General features: G+C 61.5%; 25 protein-coding genes and 2 pseudogenes. 11 read left to right on the top strand and 16 right to left on the bottom strand.

Features of this window, described 5'->3' with window-relative positions:
- Positions 1–39 precede the first annotated feature (39 nt).
- From pcaG to pcaD, 4 genes are read right to left on the bottom strand one after another with little or no spacing between them, the layout of a single operon-like run.
- The gene (gene pcaG, locus HFO71_RS27405) at positions 40–651 is read right to left on the bottom strand and encodes a protocatechuate 3,4-dioxygenase subunit alpha (protein WP_077979912.1); all 612 of its coding nucleotides are present in this window, start codon (positions 649–651) and stop codon (positions 40–42) included.
- Positions 652–653: 2 nt separating this feature from the next.
- Positions 654–1,403 (bottom strand): protocatechuate 3,4-dioxygenase subunit beta, encoded by a 750-nt coding sequence (pcaH, locus tag HFO71_RS27400; RefSeq protein ID WP_221988658.1) that lies wholly within the window; start codon positions 1,401–1,403, stop codon positions 654–656.
- A gap of 10 nt (positions 1,404–1,413) precedes the next feature.
- Positions 1,414–1,818 (bottom strand): 4-carboxymuconolactone decarboxylase, encoded by a 405-nt coding sequence (pcaC, locus tag HFO71_RS27395; RefSeq protein WP_027665740.1) that lies wholly within the window; start codon positions 1,816–1,818, stop codon positions 1,414–1,416.
- On the bottom strand, positions 1,815–2,624 hold the full coding sequence (gene pcaD / locus HFO71_RS27390) for a 3-oxoadipate enol-lactonase (protein ID WP_221988657.1): 810 nt from the start codon (positions 2,622–2,624) through the stop codon (positions 1,815–1,817). The genes pcaC and pcaD overlap by 4 nt, the downstream gene beginning before the upstream one ends.
- Before the next feature lie 95 nt (positions 2,625–2,719).
- Between pcaD and pcaQ the strand changes: the two genes are divergently transcribed.
- The 3 genes from pcaQ to HFO71_RS27375 are packed head-to-tail and all read left to right on the top strand — an operon-like array spanning position 2,720 to position 4,887.
- The gene (gene pcaQ, locus HFO71_RS27385; protein WP_207159487.1) at positions 2,720–3,640 is read left to right on the top strand and encodes a pca operon transcription factor PcaQ; all 921 of its coding nucleotides are present in this window, start codon (positions 2,720–2,722) and stop codon (positions 3,638–3,640) included.
- Between the two features lie 57 nt (positions 3,641–3,697).
- Positions 3,698–4,219 (top strand): MbcA/ParS/Xre antitoxin family protein, encoded by a 522-nt coding sequence (locus HFO71_RS27380; protein ID WP_168259283.1) that lies wholly within the window; start codon positions 3,698–3,700, stop codon positions 4,217–4,219.
- A complete protein-coding gene (locus HFO71_RS27375) occupies positions 4,216–4,887 on the top strand; it encodes an RES family NAD+ phosphorylase (protein ID WP_221988656.1) in 672 nt (223 codons plus the stop codon). Before HFO71_RS27380 ends, HFO71_RS27375 begins: the two co-directional genes overlap by 4 nt.
- Before the next feature lie 27 nt (positions 4,888–4,914).
- Here the strand turns inward: HFO71_RS27375 and HFO71_RS27370 are convergent, their stop codons facing one another.
- Positions 4,915–5,556 carry an alpha/beta hydrolase family protein gene (locus tag HFO71_RS27370; RefSeq protein WP_221988655.1) on the bottom strand — a complete coding sequence of 214 codons (642 nt, stop codon included), beginning with the start codon at positions 5,554–5,556 and terminating at the stop codon, positions 4,915–4,917.
- Positions 5,557–5,626: 70 nt separating this feature from the next.
- Between HFO71_RS27370 and HFO71_RS27365 the strand changes: the two genes are divergently transcribed.
- From HFO71_RS27365 to HFO71_RS27345, 5 genes and pseudogenes are all read left to right on the top strand, one after another.
- A complete protein-coding gene (locus HFO71_RS27365) occupies positions 5,627–5,809 on the top strand; it encodes a hypothetical protein (protein ID WP_003548476.1) in 183 nt (60 codons plus the stop codon).
- A gap of 303 nt (positions 5,810–6,112) precedes the next feature.
- Entirely contained in the window at positions 6,113–6,400 is a 288-nt protein-coding gene (locus HFO71_RS36500) for a hypothetical protein (protein WP_420910166.1), read from the top strand.
- Positions 6,401–6,776: 376 nt separating this feature from the next.
- Positions 6,777–7,220 (top strand): annotated as a pseudogene (locus tag HFO71_RS27355) (TSUP family transporter); the annotation flags it as partial.
- 476 nt (positions 7,221–7,696) lie between these two features.
- A complete protein-coding gene (locus tag HFO71_RS27350; protein WP_168337056.1) occupies positions 7,697–7,981 on the top strand; it encodes a type II toxin-antitoxin system TacA family antitoxin in 285 nt (94 codons plus the stop codon).
- Positions 7,981–8,469 carry a GNAT family N-acetyltransferase gene (locus HFO71_RS27345; protein ID WP_168337055.1) on the top strand — a complete coding sequence of 163 codons (489 nt, stop codon included), beginning with the start codon at positions 7,981–7,983 and terminating at the stop codon, positions 8,467–8,469. Before HFO71_RS27350 ends, HFO71_RS27345 begins: the two co-directional genes overlap by 1 nt.
- A 269-nt stretch (positions 8,470–8,738) precedes the next feature.
- On the opposite strand, the gene HFO71_RS27340 is transcribed toward HFO71_RS27345, so the two are convergent.
- Together HFO71_RS27340 and HFO71_RS27335 are read right to left on the bottom strand one after the other, a co-directional pair.
- Complete coding sequence (locus tag HFO71_RS27340) at positions 8,739–9,077, bottom strand: helix-turn-helix transcriptional regulator (RefSeq protein WP_221988749.1); 339 nt, start codon at positions 9,075–9,077, stop codon at positions 8,739–8,741.
- A gap of 325 nt (positions 9,078–9,402) precedes the next feature.
- Positions 9,403–9,615, bottom strand: a complete 213-nt coding sequence (locus tag HFO71_RS27335) for a hypothetical protein (RefSeq protein ID WP_221988654.1) — start codon at positions 9,613–9,615, stop codon at positions 9,403–9,405.
- A gap of 596 nt (positions 9,616–10,211) precedes the next feature.
- Between HFO71_RS27335 and HFO71_RS27330 the strand changes: the two genes are divergently transcribed.
- The gene (locus HFO71_RS27330) at positions 10,212–10,475 is read left to right on the top strand and encodes a DUF982 domain-containing protein (RefSeq protein ID WP_064655279.1); all 264 of its coding nucleotides are present in this window, start codon (positions 10,212–10,214) and stop codon (positions 10,473–10,475) included.
- 291 nt (positions 10,476–10,766) lie between these two features.
- Here HFO71_RS27330 and HFO71_RS27325 read toward each other — a convergent pair whose 3' ends face one another.
- The 3 genes from HFO71_RS27325 to HFO71_RS27315 form a co-directional block, all read right to left on the bottom strand.
- Positions 10,767–10,994 (bottom strand): hypothetical protein, encoded by a 228-nt coding sequence (locus tag HFO71_RS27325; protein WP_132613724.1) that lies wholly within the window; start codon positions 10,992–10,994, stop codon positions 10,767–10,769.
- On the bottom strand, positions 10,991–11,305 hold the full coding sequence (locus HFO71_RS27320; protein WP_221988748.1) for a hypothetical protein: 315 nt from the start codon (positions 11,303–11,305) through the stop codon (positions 10,991–10,993). The genes HFO71_RS27325 and HFO71_RS27320 overlap by 4 nt, the downstream gene beginning before the upstream one ends.
- A gap of 80 nt (positions 11,306–11,385) precedes the next feature.
- A complete protein-coding gene (locus tag HFO71_RS27315; RefSeq protein WP_003548617.1) occupies positions 11,386–11,586 on the bottom strand; it encodes a hypothetical protein in 201 nt (66 codons plus the stop codon).
- A gap of 132 nt (positions 11,587–11,718) precedes the next feature.
- On the opposite strand from HFO71_RS27315, the pseudogene HFO71_RS35975 reads away from it, so the two are divergent.
- Positions 11,719–11,881, top strand: a pseudogene (locus tag HFO71_RS35975) (non-homologous end-joining DNA ligase); the annotation flags it as partial.
- A gap of 51 nt (positions 11,882–11,932) precedes the next feature.
- On the opposite strand, the gene HFO71_RS27310 reads toward HFO71_RS35975, so the two are convergent.
- The 3 genes from HFO71_RS27310 to HFO71_RS27300 all read right to left on the bottom strand — a co-directional run bounded on the left by HFO71_RS27310 (position 11,933) and on the right by HFO71_RS27300 (position 13,064).
- Positions 11,933–12,223 (bottom strand): CopG family transcriptional regulator, encoded by a 291-nt coding sequence (locus tag HFO71_RS27310; RefSeq protein ID WP_221988653.1) that lies wholly within the window; start codon positions 12,221–12,223, stop codon positions 11,933–11,935.
- Between the two features lie 143 nt (positions 12,224–12,366).
- Entirely contained in the window at positions 12,367–12,639 is a 273-nt protein-coding gene (locus tag HFO71_RS27305; RefSeq protein WP_131640727.1) for a hypothetical protein, read from the bottom strand.
- A complete protein-coding gene (locus HFO71_RS27300) occupies positions 12,639–13,064 on the bottom strand; it encodes a hypothetical protein (RefSeq protein WP_221988747.1) in 426 nt (141 codons plus the stop codon). Before HFO71_RS27300 ends, HFO71_RS27305 begins: the two co-directional genes overlap by 1 nt.
- A gap of 447 nt (positions 13,065–13,511) precedes the next feature.
- On the opposite strand from HFO71_RS27300, the gene HFO71_RS27295 reads away from it, so the two are divergent.
- Complete coding sequence (locus HFO71_RS27295) at positions 13,512–14,213, top strand: DUF899 family protein (RefSeq protein ID WP_077980252.1); 702 nt, start codon at positions 13,512–13,514, stop codon at positions 14,211–14,213.
- A gap of 21 nt (positions 14,214–14,234) precedes the next feature.
- Here the strand turns inward: HFO71_RS27295 and HFO71_RS27290 are convergent, their stop codons facing one another.
- The 3 genes from HFO71_RS27290 to hutU all read right to left on the bottom strand — a co-directional run bounded on the left by HFO71_RS27290 (position 14,235) and on the right by hutU (position 17,294).
- Complete coding sequence (locus tag HFO71_RS27290) at positions 14,235–14,864, bottom strand: J domain-containing protein (RefSeq protein ID WP_131640729.1); 630 nt, start codon at positions 14,862–14,864, stop codon at positions 14,235–14,237.
- 175 nt (positions 14,865–15,039) lie between these two features.
- On the bottom strand, positions 15,040–15,615 hold the full coding sequence (locus HFO71_RS27285) for a HutD/Ves family protein (RefSeq protein WP_132613728.1): 576 nt from the start codon (positions 15,613–15,615) through the stop codon (positions 15,040–15,042).
- Positions 15,616–15,620: 5 nt separating this feature from the next.
- Positions 15,621–17,294 (bottom strand): urocanate hydratase, encoded by a 1,674-nt coding sequence (hutU, locus tag HFO71_RS27280; protein ID WP_221988652.1) that lies wholly within the window; start codon positions 17,292–17,294, stop codon positions 15,621–15,623.
- Positions 17,295–17,302: the final 8 nt, after the last annotated feature.

Raw genomic sequence — 17,302 nt, 5'->3', positions numbered from 1 at the left:
CACGGAGCTCTGCGAACAAGCGACTTGCGCGGCCCGCCCTCAGATATCGAGAAACACCGTCTCCTTCGGACCCTGTAGATGGATGTCGAAATGACAGGTCGCGCCGTCGCGGGTGGCGATCATCGTTGCGACGCGCTCGCGATGTTCGATGCGGCAAAGCAGCGGGTCGGCGGCGTTGGCCTCCGTCTCTTCCGGAAAATACATGCGCGTGTGCAGGCCGATATTGATGCCGCGGGCGACGATCCAGAAGGTGATGTGCGGGGCTTGTCTGCGGCCGTCCTTGAAGGGGACGTGGCCGGGCTTTACCGTCTCGAAGCTGTAGACGCCGTCCTCGGCGCGGGTCGGGCAGCGGCCCCAGCCGGTGAAATTGGGATCGGCGGCGCCGCGCATTTCCGACGGGCTGTTGTAGAGCCCGGCGCTGTCGGCCTGCCAGATCTCGATGACCGCATCGCGCACCAATGCGCCGGCGCCATCGAAGATCCGGCCGGTGACGGTGATGCGTTCGCCGAGCGTCTTGTCGTTGACCATCGCGATGCCGAGATCGGTGTCGTAGACACCCAAGATATCGCAGAAATTCGGCGTCAGGCCGATATGCACATAGGGGCCTGCCGTCTGCGACGGGGTTTCCTTGAGGTAGCCGAGCTGCTGCATGGTCAGTTGCCCTCCGGTCTGTTTTCGAACATCGTCGAGCGGCGGCCGCGCAGCACGATATCGAATTTATAGGCGCGTGAATCCATCGGGATGGTGTTGCCCCAGTCGAGCGGCGCGATCAGCTGCTCGATCGCCGCCTTGTCGGGGATGGTGCCGACAATCGGACATTTCCAGATCATCGGATCGCCTTCGAAATACATCTGGGTGATCAGGCGCTGGGCAAAGCCATGGCCGAAGATCGAGAAATGGATATGGGCGGGACGCCAATCGTTGATGCCGTTCGGCCAGGGATAGGCGCCGGGGCGGACGGTGCGGAAATGATAACGGCCATCCTCGTCGGTGATGGCGCGGCCGCAGCCGCCGAAATTCGGATCGATCGCCGCCAGATAGGTTTCCTTCTTGTGGCGATAGCGGCCGCCGGCATTGGCCTGCCAGAACTCGACCAAGGTGCCGGCGACCGGCCTGGCGCGCTCGTCGAGCACGCGGCCGTGGACGATAATGCGCTCGCCAATCGCACTTTCGCCTGGCTGCGCGTAGTTCAGGATCAGGTCGTTATCGAGTTCGCCGATCATCGAATGGCCGAAGACCGGGCCGGTGGTCTCGGAAATCGTGCCATCGAGCGACAACAGGGCGCGCTGCGGCGCGCGCAGCACGGAGGTCTTGTAGCCAGGCGTCAGCGCCGGCGCATGCCAGGCGCGGTCGCGGGCGAAGAAGCCGCCGGTCTCGGGCTTGCGGTTCGGTCGTTCGGACATGTTCCTCCCCTCAGGCCGCCTTTTCGGCGTCCATCTGTTCAAAGGCCTGCTTTGCGATCTTGATCGCGTGATTGGCCGCGGGAACGCCGGCATAGATCGCCACATGCAGCAGCGCCTCGCAGATATCCTCGCGGGTCGCCCCCGTATTGGCTGTGGCGCGCACATGCATGGCAACCTCGTCGTCCTGGCCAAGCGCGGCAAGCAGAGCGATCGTGACGATCGAACGCTCGCGCTTCGTCAGCGCCGGGCGCGACCAGACATGGCCCCAGGCGGCTTCGGTGATCAACTCCTGGAAGGGGCGGTCGAACTCCGTCGCGGCAGTGGCGGCGCGGTCGACATGGGCGTCACCGAGCACGGCGCGGCGGGTCGCCATGCCCTGGCGATAGCGCTCGGAAGGGGACGCGGTTTCATTCATGGGCTGAGTTCTCCAGGCGGAATGGATGTGAGGAAGGCGCGGATGATCGCCGTCAGCGCCTCCGGCTGTTCGACGCAGGGAATGTGCGCGCAATCAGGGATGATCTCGTAACGGGCGCCTGAGATCAGCCTTGCGGTCGACAGCACGAGATCGGGCGGCGTCGAGCCATCCTGATCGCCGACGATGCAGATCGTCGGGACAGCGATCGTCTTTGCAACCTCGGTAAAATCGGCATCGCGGATTGCGGCGCAGGCGGCGACATAACCCTCGACGGGCTGGCGCGTCAGCATGTTGCAATAGCCGGCATAGGCAGTGCTCTCGGGCCGGCGGAAGGCGGGCGTGAACCAGCGCTCCATGATGGCGTCGACGATGCTGGCGATGCCATTTTGCTCGACGGCGGCGATGCGGGCGTTCCAGCTCTCCGCCGTGCCGATCTTGTGGGCGGTGTCGCAAAGGATGAGCGCACGGACCAGATCCGGCCGGCGGTGATAAAGCGACTGGGCGATGAGGCCGCCGACGGAGAGGCCGCAGATGACGGCATCCTTGACCGACAGCAGATCGAGCAGGCCGGCGAGATCCGTCGCATGGTCCTCGATCGATGACGGAAGCTGGCCGACATCGGAAAGGCCGTGGCCGCGCTTGTCGTAAAGCACGATGGCGAATTCACCGGCAAGCTGCACCACGACGTCGCGCCAGATGCGAAAATCGGTGCCCAGCGAGTTGATAAAGACGATCACCGGCCTGTCGGCAGGGGCACCAATGATCTGATAATGGATCGTCACGTCGTTTATGCGGGCGAATTGCACGTCACTCTCCTCCTGAATGGTGAAATTGACTGGTTGATCCGGTTAAGTAAAATGATATTTATGGGCGTTTCGATAACCCTGGAGTTATGCGAGCGATGATCGACAGCCGCGTCAAGTTCCGCCATCTGCAAACCTTTGTCGAGGTGGCGCGGCAGAAGAGCGTCATGAAGGCCGCCGAATTGCTGCATGTCAGCCAGCCGGCGGTCACCAAGACGATCCGCGAACTGGAACAGGTGCTGGGTGTCGATGTCTTCGAGCGCGACGGCCGCGGCATCAAGATCACCCGCTACGGCGAGGTCTTCCTGCGCCACGCAGGTGCTGCGCTGACGGCGCTGCGCCAGGGTCTCGATTCCGTCTCGCAGGAGCAGTTTTCCGATGCGCCGCCGATCCGGATCGGCGCGCTGCCGACGGTGTCATCGCGCATCATGCCGCGGGCGATGGAACTCTTCCTCAAGGAAAAGACCTGGAGCCGGGTGAAGATCGTCACCGGCGAGAACGCGGTGCTGCTGGAGCAGCTTCACGTCGGCGACCTCGACCTCGTCGTCGGACGCCTGGCCGGCGCCGAGAAGATGGCGGGCTTTTCCTTCGAACATCTTTATTCCGAGCAGGTGGTGTTTGCCGTGCGCGCCGGCCATCCGCTGCTCGAGGGGCGGCAATCGCCGTTTGCCGGCTTCGGCAACTACACGGTGCTGATGCCGACGCGGGGTTCGATCATCCGGCCAGTGGTTGAAAATTTCCTGATCGCCAACGGCGTCTCCAGCCTTCCGAACCAGATCGAGACGGTGTCGGATTCCTTCGGCCGCGCTTTCCTCAGGGCAAGCGATGCGATCTGGATCATTTCCAACGGCGTCGTGGCCGGCGATGTCGCCGACGGGCGGCTGGCGCTTCTGCCCGTCGATACCGGCGAGACCAAGGGGCCGGTCGGCTTGACGATGCGCGCCGATGCGGTGCCGTCTCTGCCGCAATCGATCCTGATGCAGACGATCCGCGAGGCGGCAGGCGAGGCGCTCCTTTAAATTTGCTTGATGTATGCCCAGATTTGGACTATGTCTAATTCAAGACAGGAGGCTTTCATGCAGCATGCGCGACGGGAGCAAAGGGAAAGCCAGGGGCCGCAGCGGCTGGACATGGAGCGGTTTGCTCCGGCCAACCGCAAGAGGCTGAGCGCCCCGGCCCTGCGAACCTTTCTGGCGATCGCCGATCTCTGGGGGCTAAGCGAGGAGCAGCGTCTGCTCATGCTCGGCTATCCCTCCCGGTCGACCTACCACAATTGGGCCAAACAGGCGCGCGAGCACGGCGCTTTCACGCTCGATGTCGATACGCTGACCCGCATCTCGGCCGTTCTCGGCATCCATCAGGCGCTCGGCGTGCTGTTTTCCGATGAACGCGCCGGCGTCGCCTGGCTGCGCACGCCGCATCAGGCGCCGGTTTTCGGCGGCCATCCGCCGCTCGATATCGTGACCAACGGGACCCAGGACGGGTTGATGACCGTACGCCGGTTTCTCGACGGCGCCCGCGGCGGCCTCTACATGCAGCCGAATATGCTCGACGAAGCCTTCACACCTTACGAAGATGCGGACATCGTCTTCCGGTGAGCGATCGTTTTGCCGAGGCGCCGCGTCCGTCGTACCGGCTGATCCCGTCGCAATTTCCACCGATCGGGCTTTTCGAGACGGTGACACGGGCGGCCGATCTCCAAGCCGTGATGGAGCTCGTCGGCTGGACCAACGACCGCCTCGTCGCCGACCGCATCCAACGGCTTCCCGAGGACCAATGGGTTTATGGCGTTGCCAACGCCAGCATCGTCATGGCGGCATTCCTGCATGTCGCGCCGGGAGGAATGCGCTTCAACGGCCCCGATCTCGGCGCCTGGTACGCAGCTGATGATCTCAAGACGGCCGCCGCCGAGGTTGGCCATCATCTCAGGCGCGAGGCCGTCGCGCGTGGGGTCGCGACGATGGCGCGCACCTATCGAAGCTATTCGGCCACCCTCTTTGGCGATTATCTCGATATTCGCGGAGAGCAGGCGCTACGGCCCGATGTCTATGGCGGCACCAGCTATGCGGCGTCGCAGGTGCTTGGGGAAGAGGTGCGCTCGAGCGGCGGGGCCGGTATCCTCTATGACAGTGTCCGGCAGAGGGGCGGCGTGGCGATCGTCGCCCACCGGCCGCGCAACATTCGGGGCGTGGTGCAGGTCGACCACTTCGAAATCACCGTTTCCGCCACCGACCGACGCATCGATGTCAGGAAGCTCGCGGCCTGACGGCGGCGCAGGGGAATATGTTGACGCTCAAACCGGCAGTCGTTCGGCCCATGCTTTTGCCGCCTTCGCCATCGTGGCAAGGTGGTCGGCACTCGAGAACCCGGAGATCGTCTTGCGCGGCTTGAGATCGTGGTCGCCATCCTCGACCCAGAGGATCTCGATCTTGTCGGACAGATCGTAGCCCGGCACTTCTTCGCGCGTGCCGAATTCGTCGCGCGTTCCCTGGCAGATCAGCGCCGGCGTCGTCAGCCCCGCGAGATGGCTGGTGCGCAGCTTCTCTGGCTGGCCGGGCGGATGGAAGGGATAGCCGAGGCAGAGCAGGCCGGCTATCTTCCCCCGACTATGGAGATCGTCGGCGACCATGCTGGCGACCCGGCCGCCCATCGACTTGCCGCCGATGATCAGGGGGTTGCTGGCGCCGAGCTCTTCAATGGCCGCCTCGTATTCGGGATTGAGCGTTTCGGCGCGGGGCGGCGGTTTACGACCGTCGGAGGTGCGGCGGGCGGCCATATAGGCGAATTCGAAGCGGGCCACACGGAAGCCAACGTCGGCGAGTGCATTTGCCGCTGCTGTCATCGATGCCGAATCCATCGGCGCGCCGGCGCCATGCGCAAGCAGGATCGTGAAGCGCGCATCCTGAGGCCCCTGCAACAAAAACATGTCAAGCATCGGTAGTCCTCCATCCCATCGCCGGAACCATGTCGCCGGCCGTGACTTCTTCCTTGAAAGGAGACCGACAATGTCGACGAATGATCAAAACGTAAAGCCCGAGCAGCGGCGACCCAAGGATGTTGGGGCCGTTCCCGAGAAGCCGGAGCCCGCCGACGCGGAATCGATGGCGCCGCCGGTGGTGCAGCCGGCTGGGGTCAGGGACAAAAGCGAACGACCAGTGGTCAATCCGATCACCGGGGTCGCCTCCTGATCGACTACGGTCCATTGTCGTGGAAAACCGCAGAACCGCCTCTTGAAACGCCGGCGGGAAGGGTCCATATACCGGTCCTGCCTGAAAAATGGATGCGCGTGGTATCGACGTCGTCGAGCTGCTCGTGTCCGACAGGATAAGGGCGCTCCCCGCAAGGGTCGAGCGCCCTTTTTGCTTTGCAGCCCTTGCGCCAATTCTGGCGCTTCCGGCCGAAAGTGGGAGCGCTTCACAAACGAGGCCGCAGATTCAAATCCTGCCCCCCTGCGATCCTAACAAAGCCCCCTCGTGGGGCTTTTTGCGTTTTTGTCCTTCAATCCCAGCGGCGCGGTCAATCAGTTCTTCCAGGATTGCCTTCTCGTTGAGAAACTCGGGCTTCCTCTTGCCGGATGCAAACGTCAGGATCGCGGCAAGATCGCCGCGCAGTACGATCAGCAGTATCGCAAGCTTGCTTTCGTCAATGGCGAAACAGATCGGCGCACCGTCAGTGCCGATCGCGTGCAGGAGAAGGTGTCTCCCTATGTCGTGCAGGCGGGTACGCGGAGGGGCGAGGCCAGCGGCACGATCACCTCATCCGGACATTTTCAGGTCTGATGGCCACGAGGGTCAACGCTCCGTCGTTGGCTCTAAGCCACCGAGTAATTTGTTCTCTGAGTGCCACGCGGCCTGGCCAGGTGAGGGCGGTGCAAAGCGATGACGTACATCTCTTCTTCAAGGATACGCTCTGATCCGGAGCCGTGATGCTATCGCCCCTACTCCTCCAACAAGGCGACCGACGTCATAATATCCGATTTCACAAGCTACTCGGGCAGGATCTTCCGGGTACTGTCTCAGGTGCTTCACGGCTTATGTCCGGGGCAATTCGTGCAAGGCGTTTGGCATGTTTTGAAAGCCAGAGTGCCGGTTGAAGGACGCGCTCGAAAAGCCCGCGCTTCGAGAGGCGTCGAGCTGGGGCGTAGCGTCGACGGATCTCCTGCCATGGCTTTTGCTGGTCGCGACATTGATGCTGGCGGCAGGTCCGAGGGTCAGCGCGGTATTCCGGACGCAGGCACGTCCGAGTGTTCTGACCTTCGCAACGGTTCAATTCTTTCTCGGTCTTTATGGCGGCTATTTTGGCGGCGCGGTGGGTCTTATGATGCTTGCGGCATGGAGCGCGCTCGGGGGCGGGGCCATTAAGAGCCTGAATCCGACAAGAATGGTGATGGTTACTGCTGCAAACGCGGTCGCCGTCATCGTCTTCGTACTTGCCGGGGCAATCGTCTGGCAGGCGTGCATTGCCATGACGATTGGAGCCGTTATCGGCGGGTGGATCGGAGCGCATATCGGACGAAGGCTGCCATCATCGGTTGTTCGGGTGCTAACCCTCACTGTCGCCTTGTTGACGACAGCAGTATTCTTTTCGCGAACTTACCTCTGCGCGGAGGTCCCGTACCCTCTCTGGCGCTCAGTCAACAACTTGCAGTTGATGGAGCCGAACTCCTCCAAACTGCTCAAGGGGCTCGACGAATTGGATCGCGGGAAGGTGTCGATCAACCGGATGTGATTGAGAACGCACGAACGATCATCATTGCCGCCGAATATTGGCGGCACGCGGATGGGCTGGTGTCCAGTGTTCGCCTTTCCAAATGCGCGGATTTGCTGGGCAAGAGGCGCGATCCCGGGCTGCTGGATCACTCAACTAGCGCCCGCAATGCGGCGCGTCCTCGAAGGCGTAGGGATTGGGGAACTGGTGTCGCCAGTTTCTTGTCTAACGGTGAAATCCGGGCTTTCGATCGAAAGCGATTAGCGCCCATGTCCAGAGGAACCGTTGGGATATCACCCCGCAATATCGCAAGAAATAGATACACATTGTGTATGCGTTTATGGTATATGGCCTTGAAGGAAAAGGCCATGACCAGCAAAAACGCCACTGATACCCATACCCGCGCCGTTAACTTGAGGGTTCGTGAGGACGTTCGCGTCCTGATCGACCGCGCCGCCAAGGCCCACGGGAAAACCCGTTCGGATTTCATGATCGACGCTTCGCGCCGTGCCGCAGAAGACGCGCTTCTCGATCAGACATTGGTGCAGGTCGATCCTGACAGCTACAAACACTATCTCGCCGTCCTCGACCAACCGCCAAATAGCGAAGGCTTCGAACGGCTGATGAACACTCGCAAACCCTGGCAGCCGTAATGCTGTCTGCACCGACGCTTCTCGGCGAAGCGCACGATCTCCAGCTATTCGACAGCGGGCACGACAGCCTTGATGAATGGCTACGCCGCAGGGCGCGGGCCAATCAGGTCAGCGGCGCATCGCGAACCTATGTGGTCTGCGAGGGCGAGCGCGTTGTCGGTTATTACTGCCTCTCATCGGGAGCGCTGGCGGTCGCCGACGCGCCGGGAGCGATCCGGCGCAACATGCCCGACCCGGTTCCCATGGCAGTCCTTGGCCGTCTGGCCATCGATCGCAACTGGCAGCGAAAAGGAATCGGAGCCGCGCTGTTGCAAGACGCCGTGCTGCGTACCGGACAGGCAGCCCATATCATGGGTATTCGCGGCCTTCTGGTTCACGCGATCTCCGATGAAGCCAAGGCCTTCTATGAGCATTTTGGATTTACATCGTCGCCCGCGAATCCTATGGCCTTGGTGTTATCATTGAAAGCTCAAGTAAGCCTGAAGTGATCGGTGAAAATCGCCTTCGGCCGCTCCTCTGACAACCCAACGGCGGTTGGCAAATTGACGGAGAGCTTTGAAAAATTGGCTAACATCGGAATCCACGTCCTAATTGCGATTTCGAATATATGGAGCTTGCCGGCAGTAGAAGAAGAGAGGCGGTTACAAGTCGAACCGCCCAAGGACGATTAGGAGCAAGATACGCTCGAGGCGAGGGGCGTCGACTGGCTCTTGCTTTCCGGTGTCCACACCAAGACGAAAGTTCGTTGTTCTCAGCCTTAGAAGTCATCATTCACCTGGGTAGAGGAGGGGCGAACAGACTTCGGAAGAAGAGCAAGTATCGCGTTGTTTGCCGATATCGCTGTTGCCAGCGTTGCATCATCGGAGTTGAACAGGCGTACGCCCACAATGGCGGCCACCTCGAAGAAGGCTCCGATGGCGCAGGCAGGGTCGCCTTTTTCGATGCGCTGCAACAGGCCGCGCGAAATACCGGCGCGGTCTGCCAGTTCCTGCGTGGTGAGTTTGCGCTCGATCCGAGCGCGCCTGATCAACTGGCTAAAAACTAGAAGGGCGTCCCGGCTGTAACGTGAGTAAGCGCGTGATATGGGCTTGGGCATGATCACCTTTGATCCATCAATAGCCATTAAAGTCCTTTAAGACCTATTTATAGACCATTATTTCCGAAGGTTATCCCGGTTATTGCGCGCCGTCACCGTTGCTGCCAGCCACTCATCGGTCCGAGGCAGCTGTCGAGCGTTGATTGTCACCGTTAGGCTCCCGTCCCGGGGGTATGAAGCCGTTGTTCTCATCCCGGTTCGGAGGATGGATAGCGAGCCGGACTAGGATGGCAACCGATCCGAATTGAACGAAGCGTCTGTCGAGCGATATCGACCTGCCCAAGGACGAGGAGCTCACTCCCATCAGAAAGAACGTCGCATGATCTCAATCAGCAGTATGCACCTGAACGCCGCGGCAGAGCAGTCCCCAGGTCTGGCTACGTTGGGCCTCCTGGGCGTGAGCTTGCGCCATCGGATCGTCGCCGTCGTCTGGTTCGGGACCGTCCGGCGGCGGAGTCTCCCCGGGATCTCGCTCGGGTTCAGGATTGCCGATCGGCGGCGCTGGCGGCGGAACGATAGGCTCGTTGGGTACGGACATGATTTCCTCCTCGCTAACCGGCAAAACTCGCGTGTCCTTCCGTTTATTCAAGAGGTGGTGCCGTGAAGAAATGCGTTTCGCGAGCAGAGAACTGATCGCCGCCGACGGTCTCGGGCCCTGACCGACTCTTTGATCAGGAAAGCAAGGGTACAAAACGTCAAAAACGCCTGCACCCTTGCGGAGAGACGGACAAGACGATCCGATGATCCTGCAAGCAGCATGGTATCGGCCGTTCCATGCTGATGCTGGTGAAACATGGCGACGTAGCAGCGCTGGAGCTGGTCCACTAGGCGATCGCGGTTGCTCTCGATGAAGCGGTATTTCTATGATGTCGGCGTTCCGGAATGACTCGGGGCGTTTGACTTCCTCGCGAACATGTCGGCGGCCTTGGTGGCTTCAGCATGGCGGGTAATAGGCTGGCGAGCGTTTCCTGCCAACAGGTGCCCAAGCTGACGCTGGCGATGCTGAGGCGACCGCGGCGCCTTTATCTCCTTTTAGTTATGCGGCCTGCGAAACGGACTTCGGCATGCTAGCGGAGGTCACGGAACGGTTCTTGCACGGTTACCAATATGTTTACCGTGGGGAGACATAATGTCATGAAATGGCACAGATCCGGAGAGTTTACTCCTCTGATGCTCGTTGTGAGTGGGCCGGAAAAGTACAAACTTGTCGCAACTCTTTGGGAGGCTGCCAATATGCTGACGGCTTGCTGGCCCATCGACGATGGAGAAGAGTATCTCACAGCGATCAGGGCGTGCCGGGATGCACTTCATGGGGACGTCTCGGCCGAGGACGCGCGAGAAGCGCTGATCCGTGCCGCCGACGAAGCTGGCATTCCGGTCATCACCGTCGTTCACTGAGCGTCGCTGCCGACTATGAAATGCTTTCACGGGCGCCTTCACCAAACGGCCCTCTCGTTTCTCCGCATTCGCAGGTCCATGCCGCTGAACATCACTTTCAGGCCGCGCTCGGCCAGCGGTTCTTTCAGCCTCTCTTTGGTGACAGGTGCCGGCTTCCGTTCCTATGCACTGGCGTGCGCCTCCGGCGTGTCGATGCCGGGAACACCCTCCCGAGAAACCGCATATTCCGCCCGTCGCAGTTTACCGTGTCGCCGTCGCCGACCGTCAAAGATGCGCAGATGAGCCGCCCAGCTATCGTTGAACGATATCTCCACGCTCGGCCGCCTCCAGCTTCCGCCTAAGTGCCTGTTCCTGCTCGTATGACTTGTGTGGGAAATGCTCGAAGCACCACCAGCGGATCGCCACAGCCGGAGAAGGACTGTTGCCCCAGCCGCCCCATTCCTCGCATTCCACTTCTTCGCAATAGTGGACATACATTTGCGGCGCTTCCATCAGCGGCCGCCTGTCGGTGTCGCTCATCTTTCCTCCTGGAGTTGCCAGCCCGCTTTCGGGACCGGCCACCCCTTCCTGGCCGCGCGGAAATCAGCCTCAGCTTCGGCTTTCTTCTTGGCTTCCGTGACGCCTATTGCCCAAACGGTGATGCGCATCCGTCCGGCTTTGAATACGAACCGCCGTTCAAGGGTGTTTTTGCCTGCCGAGTATCCGCCGCGAAAACATGCGCGGGCGACCGACAGGCTGATGCTCTCGCGGAAAGACTGCGGTTGCGACGACCACCAGTCCTTCAGAGCAGTTTCGAACGACACGGACTTCGGTTGGGAACCGTCAAGCATAGGCTTCAGACCTGGTCTCTCGTTCAACGTCGCTGACCGGTGATCCGAGCCGCTTTCTCTCATGATTCATCCTGGGCATATCAGTCTCGATGGTAGCTCGGTCGCCAGCCGCGGGCCATGCCTCGGCTCATGGCGCCTTCGGTCAATGCCAACTGCCGGCGAAGGTGACGGATATCTTCCAGCAGGGTGTCTATAGCCGCGTGCGTATCGCCTCTGTGGTAGGCAATCACCTTTGCACGCTCGTCGTCTTCCACGGCTTCGCCGATCGGCTGCTCTCGCATATCCGTGCTCCGTATTTCGATTTTCAGAATGGCGGCTGCCGCGCCGATGTTCCTATTATGTTCGCGGTGCGGGCGGAGTCAATATCAATCTGGGTCAATTGCTCTTTTAGGCGCTGCTGATGTCATCGCGCGATGACAAAGCCGCTTTTCAAGCCTTCCAAGCCGTTGCTCGGTGAGCCGGCGCGCCGATCCGCAGCCGGCCGCGCCGTCGCCGAGATCCTGCGCTGTCCAATCTCCCTTGGACCCTATGCCCGCGCGCATCGAGCCGTGCCTTGCGCTGCTGAAGGCCAGGCCCAATACAACTTCTCCCTAACGACCGAAGCCGAGTAGCGTTTGCACCAACAGATCAAGCTGTGCCATCAACATCGCCGTCTTCGTCCAGTTCATGCACCGGCAGATACGTATTCTTCTCCATCCACTCCCGGACGATGAACCTGATCGTGTCGTTGCGCGTCATGCCGAACTCGCCGGCCAGGTCGCGCAAGGCCTCCTCGACATCATCCTCCATCGACACGGCGCCGGCATTGCGCAGCCGCAGCGCCGCGCGGCGAAGCAGGATCTGCAGATCGGCGCGTGAGATATCCGCGATCCGGTCGGCGGTGTCTTCGAGGAGGGTTGCTGTGTCGGGGGATGTCATGGGTTCACCTGCGCTCGGTCATGGGGGATGGCGCAGCGAAATTGATGCCCCGAATGGACAGTCCATCCGAGCTGCCGGCGGTCCATAGGCGCAGCCGCCGAGGAGAAAAGCCGGAAAAAGCAAGTGAAGCGGGTCATCAGGTGCTACTCGTCAATCTCGTTGCCATCATCGTCGTACTCCGCCCCGCGATCAGAGTCCTCGACATAAGTCCGGCATCCCTCTTCAAAAGACGACGAATTGCCCGAACAATCGTCCTCGCTTTGAATGCTGTTCTCCTCCGCCCATTCATAGCCGGCCCTGTGACCCTCGCAGTTATCGACGCATGAATTCCCGCCGAAGCTCTGCGCGAAGACCGGGGCTGCCAGCGTTGCCATCAGCAGAGCGCTCGCAAACAACGTCGCCATCACTCTGCGCACTACCAACCTCCCGGACGAGACATTGCGCTTCTGCCACCGCACCTGTTTCCCGCGGCATCGTACTGCCAATCGTACTGGCAGTTGCCTGGATAGCGTCTCGTTGGAGTATATGCACCGCCGCCGCAGTTGCCATTGGCGCATACCGCCGCCGCCGTCCCGACCAATGCAAGCCCCACGAGAACCGCCGCGGCCTGCCGTTGCTGGGCAACCATCTGCTCGCATTCCAACATGATCATGCCGCGTCGGTTCACTTCCGCCACGAGTTGGAATTGAAACGCCGGATCCTGCGTTTCCAGAGCCGTCTTGCAAAGCGCGGCTTTGCTGACGGCCGATGGCTTGTTGTTGAATTCAACCGGCGTCGTTGTGCAGCTCGCCAAGGCGAACGACATCGCCACGACGCCGAAACGTCGAGCTAACAGATACATTTTCACGGATAACCCCTCAGTTGCCCGCTGCCAGCATCGCAGAATTCGGCACGACGTCAAATTGCATATTAATCTATCGTTAACGCAGCTTTAGGATGTACGATGAAAGCCGCTATTGGCGTACTGCCCATCCTGTCTTACTGTTCACGCGAGCGCGGCGCCACCCGACGAAGCAAATCTGGAGATCCACTCGCGATATCGACGATCAGGTCGGCGTCGTCCGTCGGAAGGGCGCGATGCTGATGATGAGCCGGTTCGATAATCCGCATCGCGTGATCTTGATCTGCTTGGCTTTGGCGATCCGGGCGCCGAGCCGGCCCAGGCGCGTGGCGAACTTTTTCCGTCGGCTCTGTCGATTTTCGCCTTAGCCGATCGTCCTTGTCATGATGTGCTGGCACCACGGTCGTGGCTTCAGCACGTTCTCAGGCAACAGAAGGAGCTATTGTCATGGATAATCAGCATCTGGTCCCCGCCGCCGTGCTCGCGGCCAAGAACGGCGTCCGGTTTCCCAATGAGAGTGAGGAATATCGCATTGCCCGCGATGCGCTGCTCGCCGAAGAGATCGAATTGCGCCGGCATATCGAGCGCGTGGCAAGACAGCGCCGGGCGCTGCCGCCGGGCGGCGAAGTGACGAAAGACTACCGCTTCGAAGGCAGCGACGGGCCGATATCCTTCAGCGAACTCTTCGCCGACAAGGAGACGCTGATCGTCTACAGCTACATGTTCGGTCCGGAACGCGAGCGCCCATGCCCGATGTGCACCTCGCTGCTGTCGGCCTGGGACGGCGAGGTGCCCGACATCCAGCAGCGCGCAGCTTTGGCCGTCGTCGCGCTTTCGCCGATCGGCAGGCTGATCGCCTTCAAGAAGGAACGCGGCTGGCACCACTTGCCGCTCTATTCCGACACGACAGGCGATTACAGCCGCGACTATCACGCGATCGGCAGGGGCGGAGGCGATGACGCTGCCTTCAACGTCTTCACGCGCCGCGATGGCACCATCCGCCATTTCTGGAGCCAGGAGATGGGCGAGGTGACCGCCGATCCGGGCGAGGATCCGCGCGGCGCTCCCGACCTGATGCCGCTCTGGACCATCATCGATTCGACGCCAGAAGGCCGGGCACCGGACTGGTATCCAAAGCTGTCCTATTAAGGTCGGTCGCGGGGGCCGCCGTCAGCCGGTGGAGCGGTTTCGGGAGGGCTCGGCCCACTCGATGTTGGTGACCGCGGCATCCGGCAACGGTGGCGGATCGATGTCGTAGACATAGCCGGAGATCATGTCGGCGGCGCGTTCCGTCGCCTTGATCTTCGCCTCGGTTTCCGCGACCGCCTTGGAGATCGCTTCGATGCGGGCGCGGAACATGTGGGCGAGCACATCGCGGCCGGATTGTTTTTCGAGCCGTTCCAGATGCAGGCCGATGCGCGAGGCGTGGCGCTCCAGCTCGCTCTTGCTGAAACGCGCCTTGCGCAGTTCTTCGGAAAGGCTGTCCTGCATGACGGCGACGGGATCGAAGCTTCCGGGTGCACGCTCGTCGAGCACCGCGTCGGTGACGAGTTTCTCGATCATCACGAGCGCCTGCAATTCGGCCGCATCGGCGAATTCGACGTCGTAGCCGGTATCGTCGTAGACCTTGCGCCGGACCGGATCGAGAAGCAGCCCATAGGCTTTCTGCAGATTGGCGAAGGCTTCCGAATCACCACCCGAATCGGGGTGGGCAACCTTCGCCAGGCGCCGATAGGCGGCCTTCAGCTGCGCCTCGTTCGCATCGCGTTCAACGCCTAGAATATCGTATGGATCCGTCACGCCTGCTCCCTTGCTCCCCGGCACGTTGCGGGCAGTCTAGGTCTTCTTCTGCATCAGAAGGGCGAAGTTTAGACCGAAACGAGGAATGACGTCCATGGCCCGAGATGGCGATGGTTTATGCACATTCTTCGCCAAATCATCGATTGCTTAACGTTTTCAAGTTGTTGTTCGACAATCAGCCTGCGGTGATCGACCCGAGATAACATCTGGCTTCGCCATCGATTTCCAGCACGGTTGCTGTCGCGCCCTCGATCAGCAGCGCATCGCCGGCCGCAAGCGCGCCGGTCTCGCCGTCCAGCCGGAATGAGAGTGCGCCGTGATGGCAGAGCAACAGGCATGTCGAGGGCGAAAGCCGCACAGTCTTGCTGCCATCGACGTTGATCCGGATCAGCGTGTGGGCGAGCCCGTCACGGCGCGTCATCACGTTGAGATCGGTGATCGCTCCGTCCAAGAGCCTGGCTTCGACGGGGATATCCGCCGGGAAGGCCAGCGGATCGCTTGCCGTTGTCAGCAGCACCGGCGAACTGCCTGCCACATCAAGCACCATGCCGTTGCCATCAAGGATCGCCAGCGTGCGGTCGATGCCGGGAAAGATCGAGAATGGGCCGTCCTCCGCCACGGTCGCCATGCTGATGCGCCAGTCGAAGTCGTTGATCGAAGCGCCGGGTGGAGAGACGGCGACCTCCACCGTCTCTCCCTTGCCGTTTTTCCAGGGCATGCGTTTGTGATCGCCGGCGCGCAGGATCCTCACCGGGCTCAGTTCCCGAGAATGCCGGGCAGGCGCAGGCCCTTTTCCTTGGCGCAGTCGATGGCGATTTCGTAACCGGCATCGGCGTGGCGCATGACGCCGGTCGCCGGGTCGTTCCAGAGCACGCGCTCGAGGCGTCTTGCGGCATCGTCCGTGCCATCGGCGCAAATGACCATGCCCGAATGCTGCGAGAATCCCATGCCGACGCCGCCACCGTGATGCAGCGACACCCAGGTGGCGCCCGATGCGGTGTTGAGCAGTGCGTTGAGCAGCGGCCAGTCGGAGACGGCGTCGGAACCGTCCTTCATCGCTTCGGTCTCACGGTTCGGCGAGGCGACCGAGCCCGAATCGAGGTGGTCGCGGCCGATGACGATCGGGGCGGAGAGTTCGCCTGTTCTCACCATCTCGTTAAAGGCGAGGCCGAGCTTGTGGCGGTCGCCGAGACCTACCCAGCAGATGCGGGCCGGTAGGCCCTGAAAGGCGATGCGCTCCCTGGCCATGTCGAGCCAATGATGCAGGTGCTTGTTGTCAGGCAGCAATTCCTTCACCTTGGCATCGGTCTTGTAGATATCCTCCGGGTTGCCGGAAAGGGCGGCCCAGCGGAAGGGGCCGATGCCGCGGCAAAACAGCGGGCGGATATAGGCCGGCACGAAGCCCGGAAAGGCGAAAGCGTTTTCGAGGCCTTCGTCCTTGGCGACCTGGCGGATATTGTTGCCATAATCGAGGGTCGGCACGCCGGCATTCCAGAAGGCGATCATCGCTTCGACATGTTCGCGCATCGAGGCGCGCGCCGCTTTTTCCACAGCCTTCGGATCGCTTTCGCGCTTTGCCTTCCATTCGCCCATCGTCCAGCCCTTCGGCAGGTAGCCGTTGATCGGGTCGTGCGCTGAGGTCTGGTCGGTGACGATATCGGGGCGGATGCCGCGGCGGACCATCTCCGGCAGGATTTCGGCAGCATTGCCGAGCAGGCCGACGGATTTTGCCTCGCCGGCCTTGGTCCAGCGGTCGATCATCTCAAGCGCTTCATCCAGCGTCTCGGCCTTGGCGTCGACATAGCGGGTGCGCAGGCGGAAATCGATCGAATCGGGATTGCATTCGACGGCAAGGCAGCAGGCGCCGGCCATGACGGCGGCGAGCGGCTGGGCGCCGCCCATGCCGCCGAGCCCACCGGTCAGGATCCATTTGCCCTTGAGATTGCCGCCGTAATGCTGGCGGCCGGCCTCGACGAAGGTCTCGTAGGTGCCCTGCACGATGCCCTGGGTGCCGATATAGATCCACGAGCCGGCCGTCATCTGGCCGTACATCGCAAGGCCTTTCTTGTCCAGCTCGTTGAAGTGGTCCCAGGTCGCCCAATGCGGCACAAGATTGGAATTGGCGATCAGCACTCGCGGCGCGTCCTTGTGGGTGCGGAACACGCCGACCGGCTTGCCGGATTGCACGACCAGCGTTTCTTCTTCCGTCAGCGTCTTCAGCGTCGCGACGATACGGTCGAAATCCTCCCAGGTGCGGGCGGCGCGGCCGATGCCGCCATAGACGACGAGCTCGTTCGGATTTTCGGCGACGTCGGGGTCGAGATTGTTCATCAGCATGCGCAGCGGCGCTTCGGTCATCCAGCTCTTGGCATTGAGATTGCTGCCGCGGGGCGCGCGGATTTCGCGGATATTGTGGCGTGGATTGTTCATGGCGGTTC

The sequence above is a fragment of the Rhizobium laguerreae genome, assembly GCF_019778565.1.
In the GTDB taxonomy this organism is placed as follows: Bacteria; Pseudomonadota; Alphaproteobacteria; order Rhizobiales; family Rhizobiaceae; genus Rhizobium; species Rhizobium laguerreae.
Note: the sequence above shows the minus strand (reverse complement) of the source record. Positions and strands in the feature narration are given on the sequence as shown.

Coding starts and splice junctions, on each gene's coding strand:
- HFO71_RS27380 (WP_168259283.1), top strand. CDS start 3,698: ATGCAGCATGCGCGACGGGAGCAAAGGGAAAGCCAGGGGCCGCAGCGG.
- HFO71_RS27330 (WP_064655279.1), top strand. CDS start 10,212: ATGAAATGGCACAGATCCGGAGAGTTTACTCCTCTGATGCTCGTTGTG.
- pcaQ (WP_207159487.1), top strand. CDS start 2,720: ATGATCGACAGCCGCGTCAAGTTCCGCCATCTGCAAACCTTTGTCGAG.
- HFO71_RS27310 (WP_221988653.1), bottom strand. CDS start 12,223: ATGACATCCCCCGACACAGCAACCCTCCTCGAAGACACCGCCGACCGG.
- HFO71_RS27300 (WP_221988747.1), bottom strand. CDS start 13,064: ATGTATCTGTTAGCTCGACGTTTCGGCGTCGTGGCGATGTCGTTCGCC.
- HFO71_RS27335 (WP_221988654.1), bottom strand. CDS start 9,615: ATGTCCGTACCCAACGAGCCTATCGTTCCGCCGCCAGCGCCGCCGATC.
- pcaG (WP_077979912.1), bottom strand. CDS start 651: ATGCAGCAGCTCGGCTACCTCAAGGAAACCCCGTCGCAGACGGCAGGC.
- hutU (WP_221988652.1), bottom strand. CDS start 17,294: ATGAACAATCCACGCCACAATATCCGCGAAATCCGCGCGCCCCGCGGC.
- HFO71_RS27295 (WP_077980252.1), top strand. CDS start 13,512: ATGGATAATCAGCATCTGGTCCCCGCCGCCGTGCTCGCGGCCAAGAAC.
- pcaC (WP_027665740.1), bottom strand. CDS start 1,818: ATGAATGAAACCGCGTCCCCTTCCGAGCGCTATCGCCAGGGCATGGCG.
- HFO71_RS27370 (WP_221988655.1), bottom strand. CDS start 5,556: ATGCTTGACATGTTTTTGTTGCAGGGGCCTCAGGATGCGCGCTTCACG.
- HFO71_RS27345 (WP_168337055.1), top strand. CDS start 7,981: ATGCTGTCTGCACCGACGCTTCTCGGCGAAGCGCACGATCTCCAGCTA.
- HFO71_RS27340 (WP_221988749.1), bottom strand. CDS start 9,077: ATGCCCAAGCCCATATCACGCGCTTACTCACGTTACAGCCGGGACGCC.
- HFO71_RS27320 (WP_221988748.1), bottom strand. CDS start 11,305: ATGCTTGACGGTTCCCAACCGAAGTCCGTGTCGTTCGAAACTGCTCTG.
- HFO71_RS27365 (WP_003548476.1), top strand. CDS start 5,627: ATGTCGACGAATGATCAAAACGTAAAGCCCGAGCAGCGGCGACCCAAG.
- pcaH (WP_221988658.1), bottom strand. CDS start 1,403: ATGTCCGAACGACCGAACCGCAAGCCCGAGACCGGCGGCTTCTTCGCC.
- HFO71_RS27315 (WP_003548617.1), bottom strand. CDS start 11,586: ATGCGAGAGCAGCCGATCGGCGAAGCCGTGGAAGACGACGAGCGTGCA.
- HFO71_RS27350 (WP_168337056.1), top strand. CDS start 7,697: ATGACCAGCAAAAACGCCACTGATACCCATACCCGCGCCGTTAACTTG.
- HFO71_RS27325 (WP_132613724.1), bottom strand. CDS start 10,994: ATGAGCGACACCGACAGGCGGCCGCTGATGGAAGCGCCGCAAATGTAT.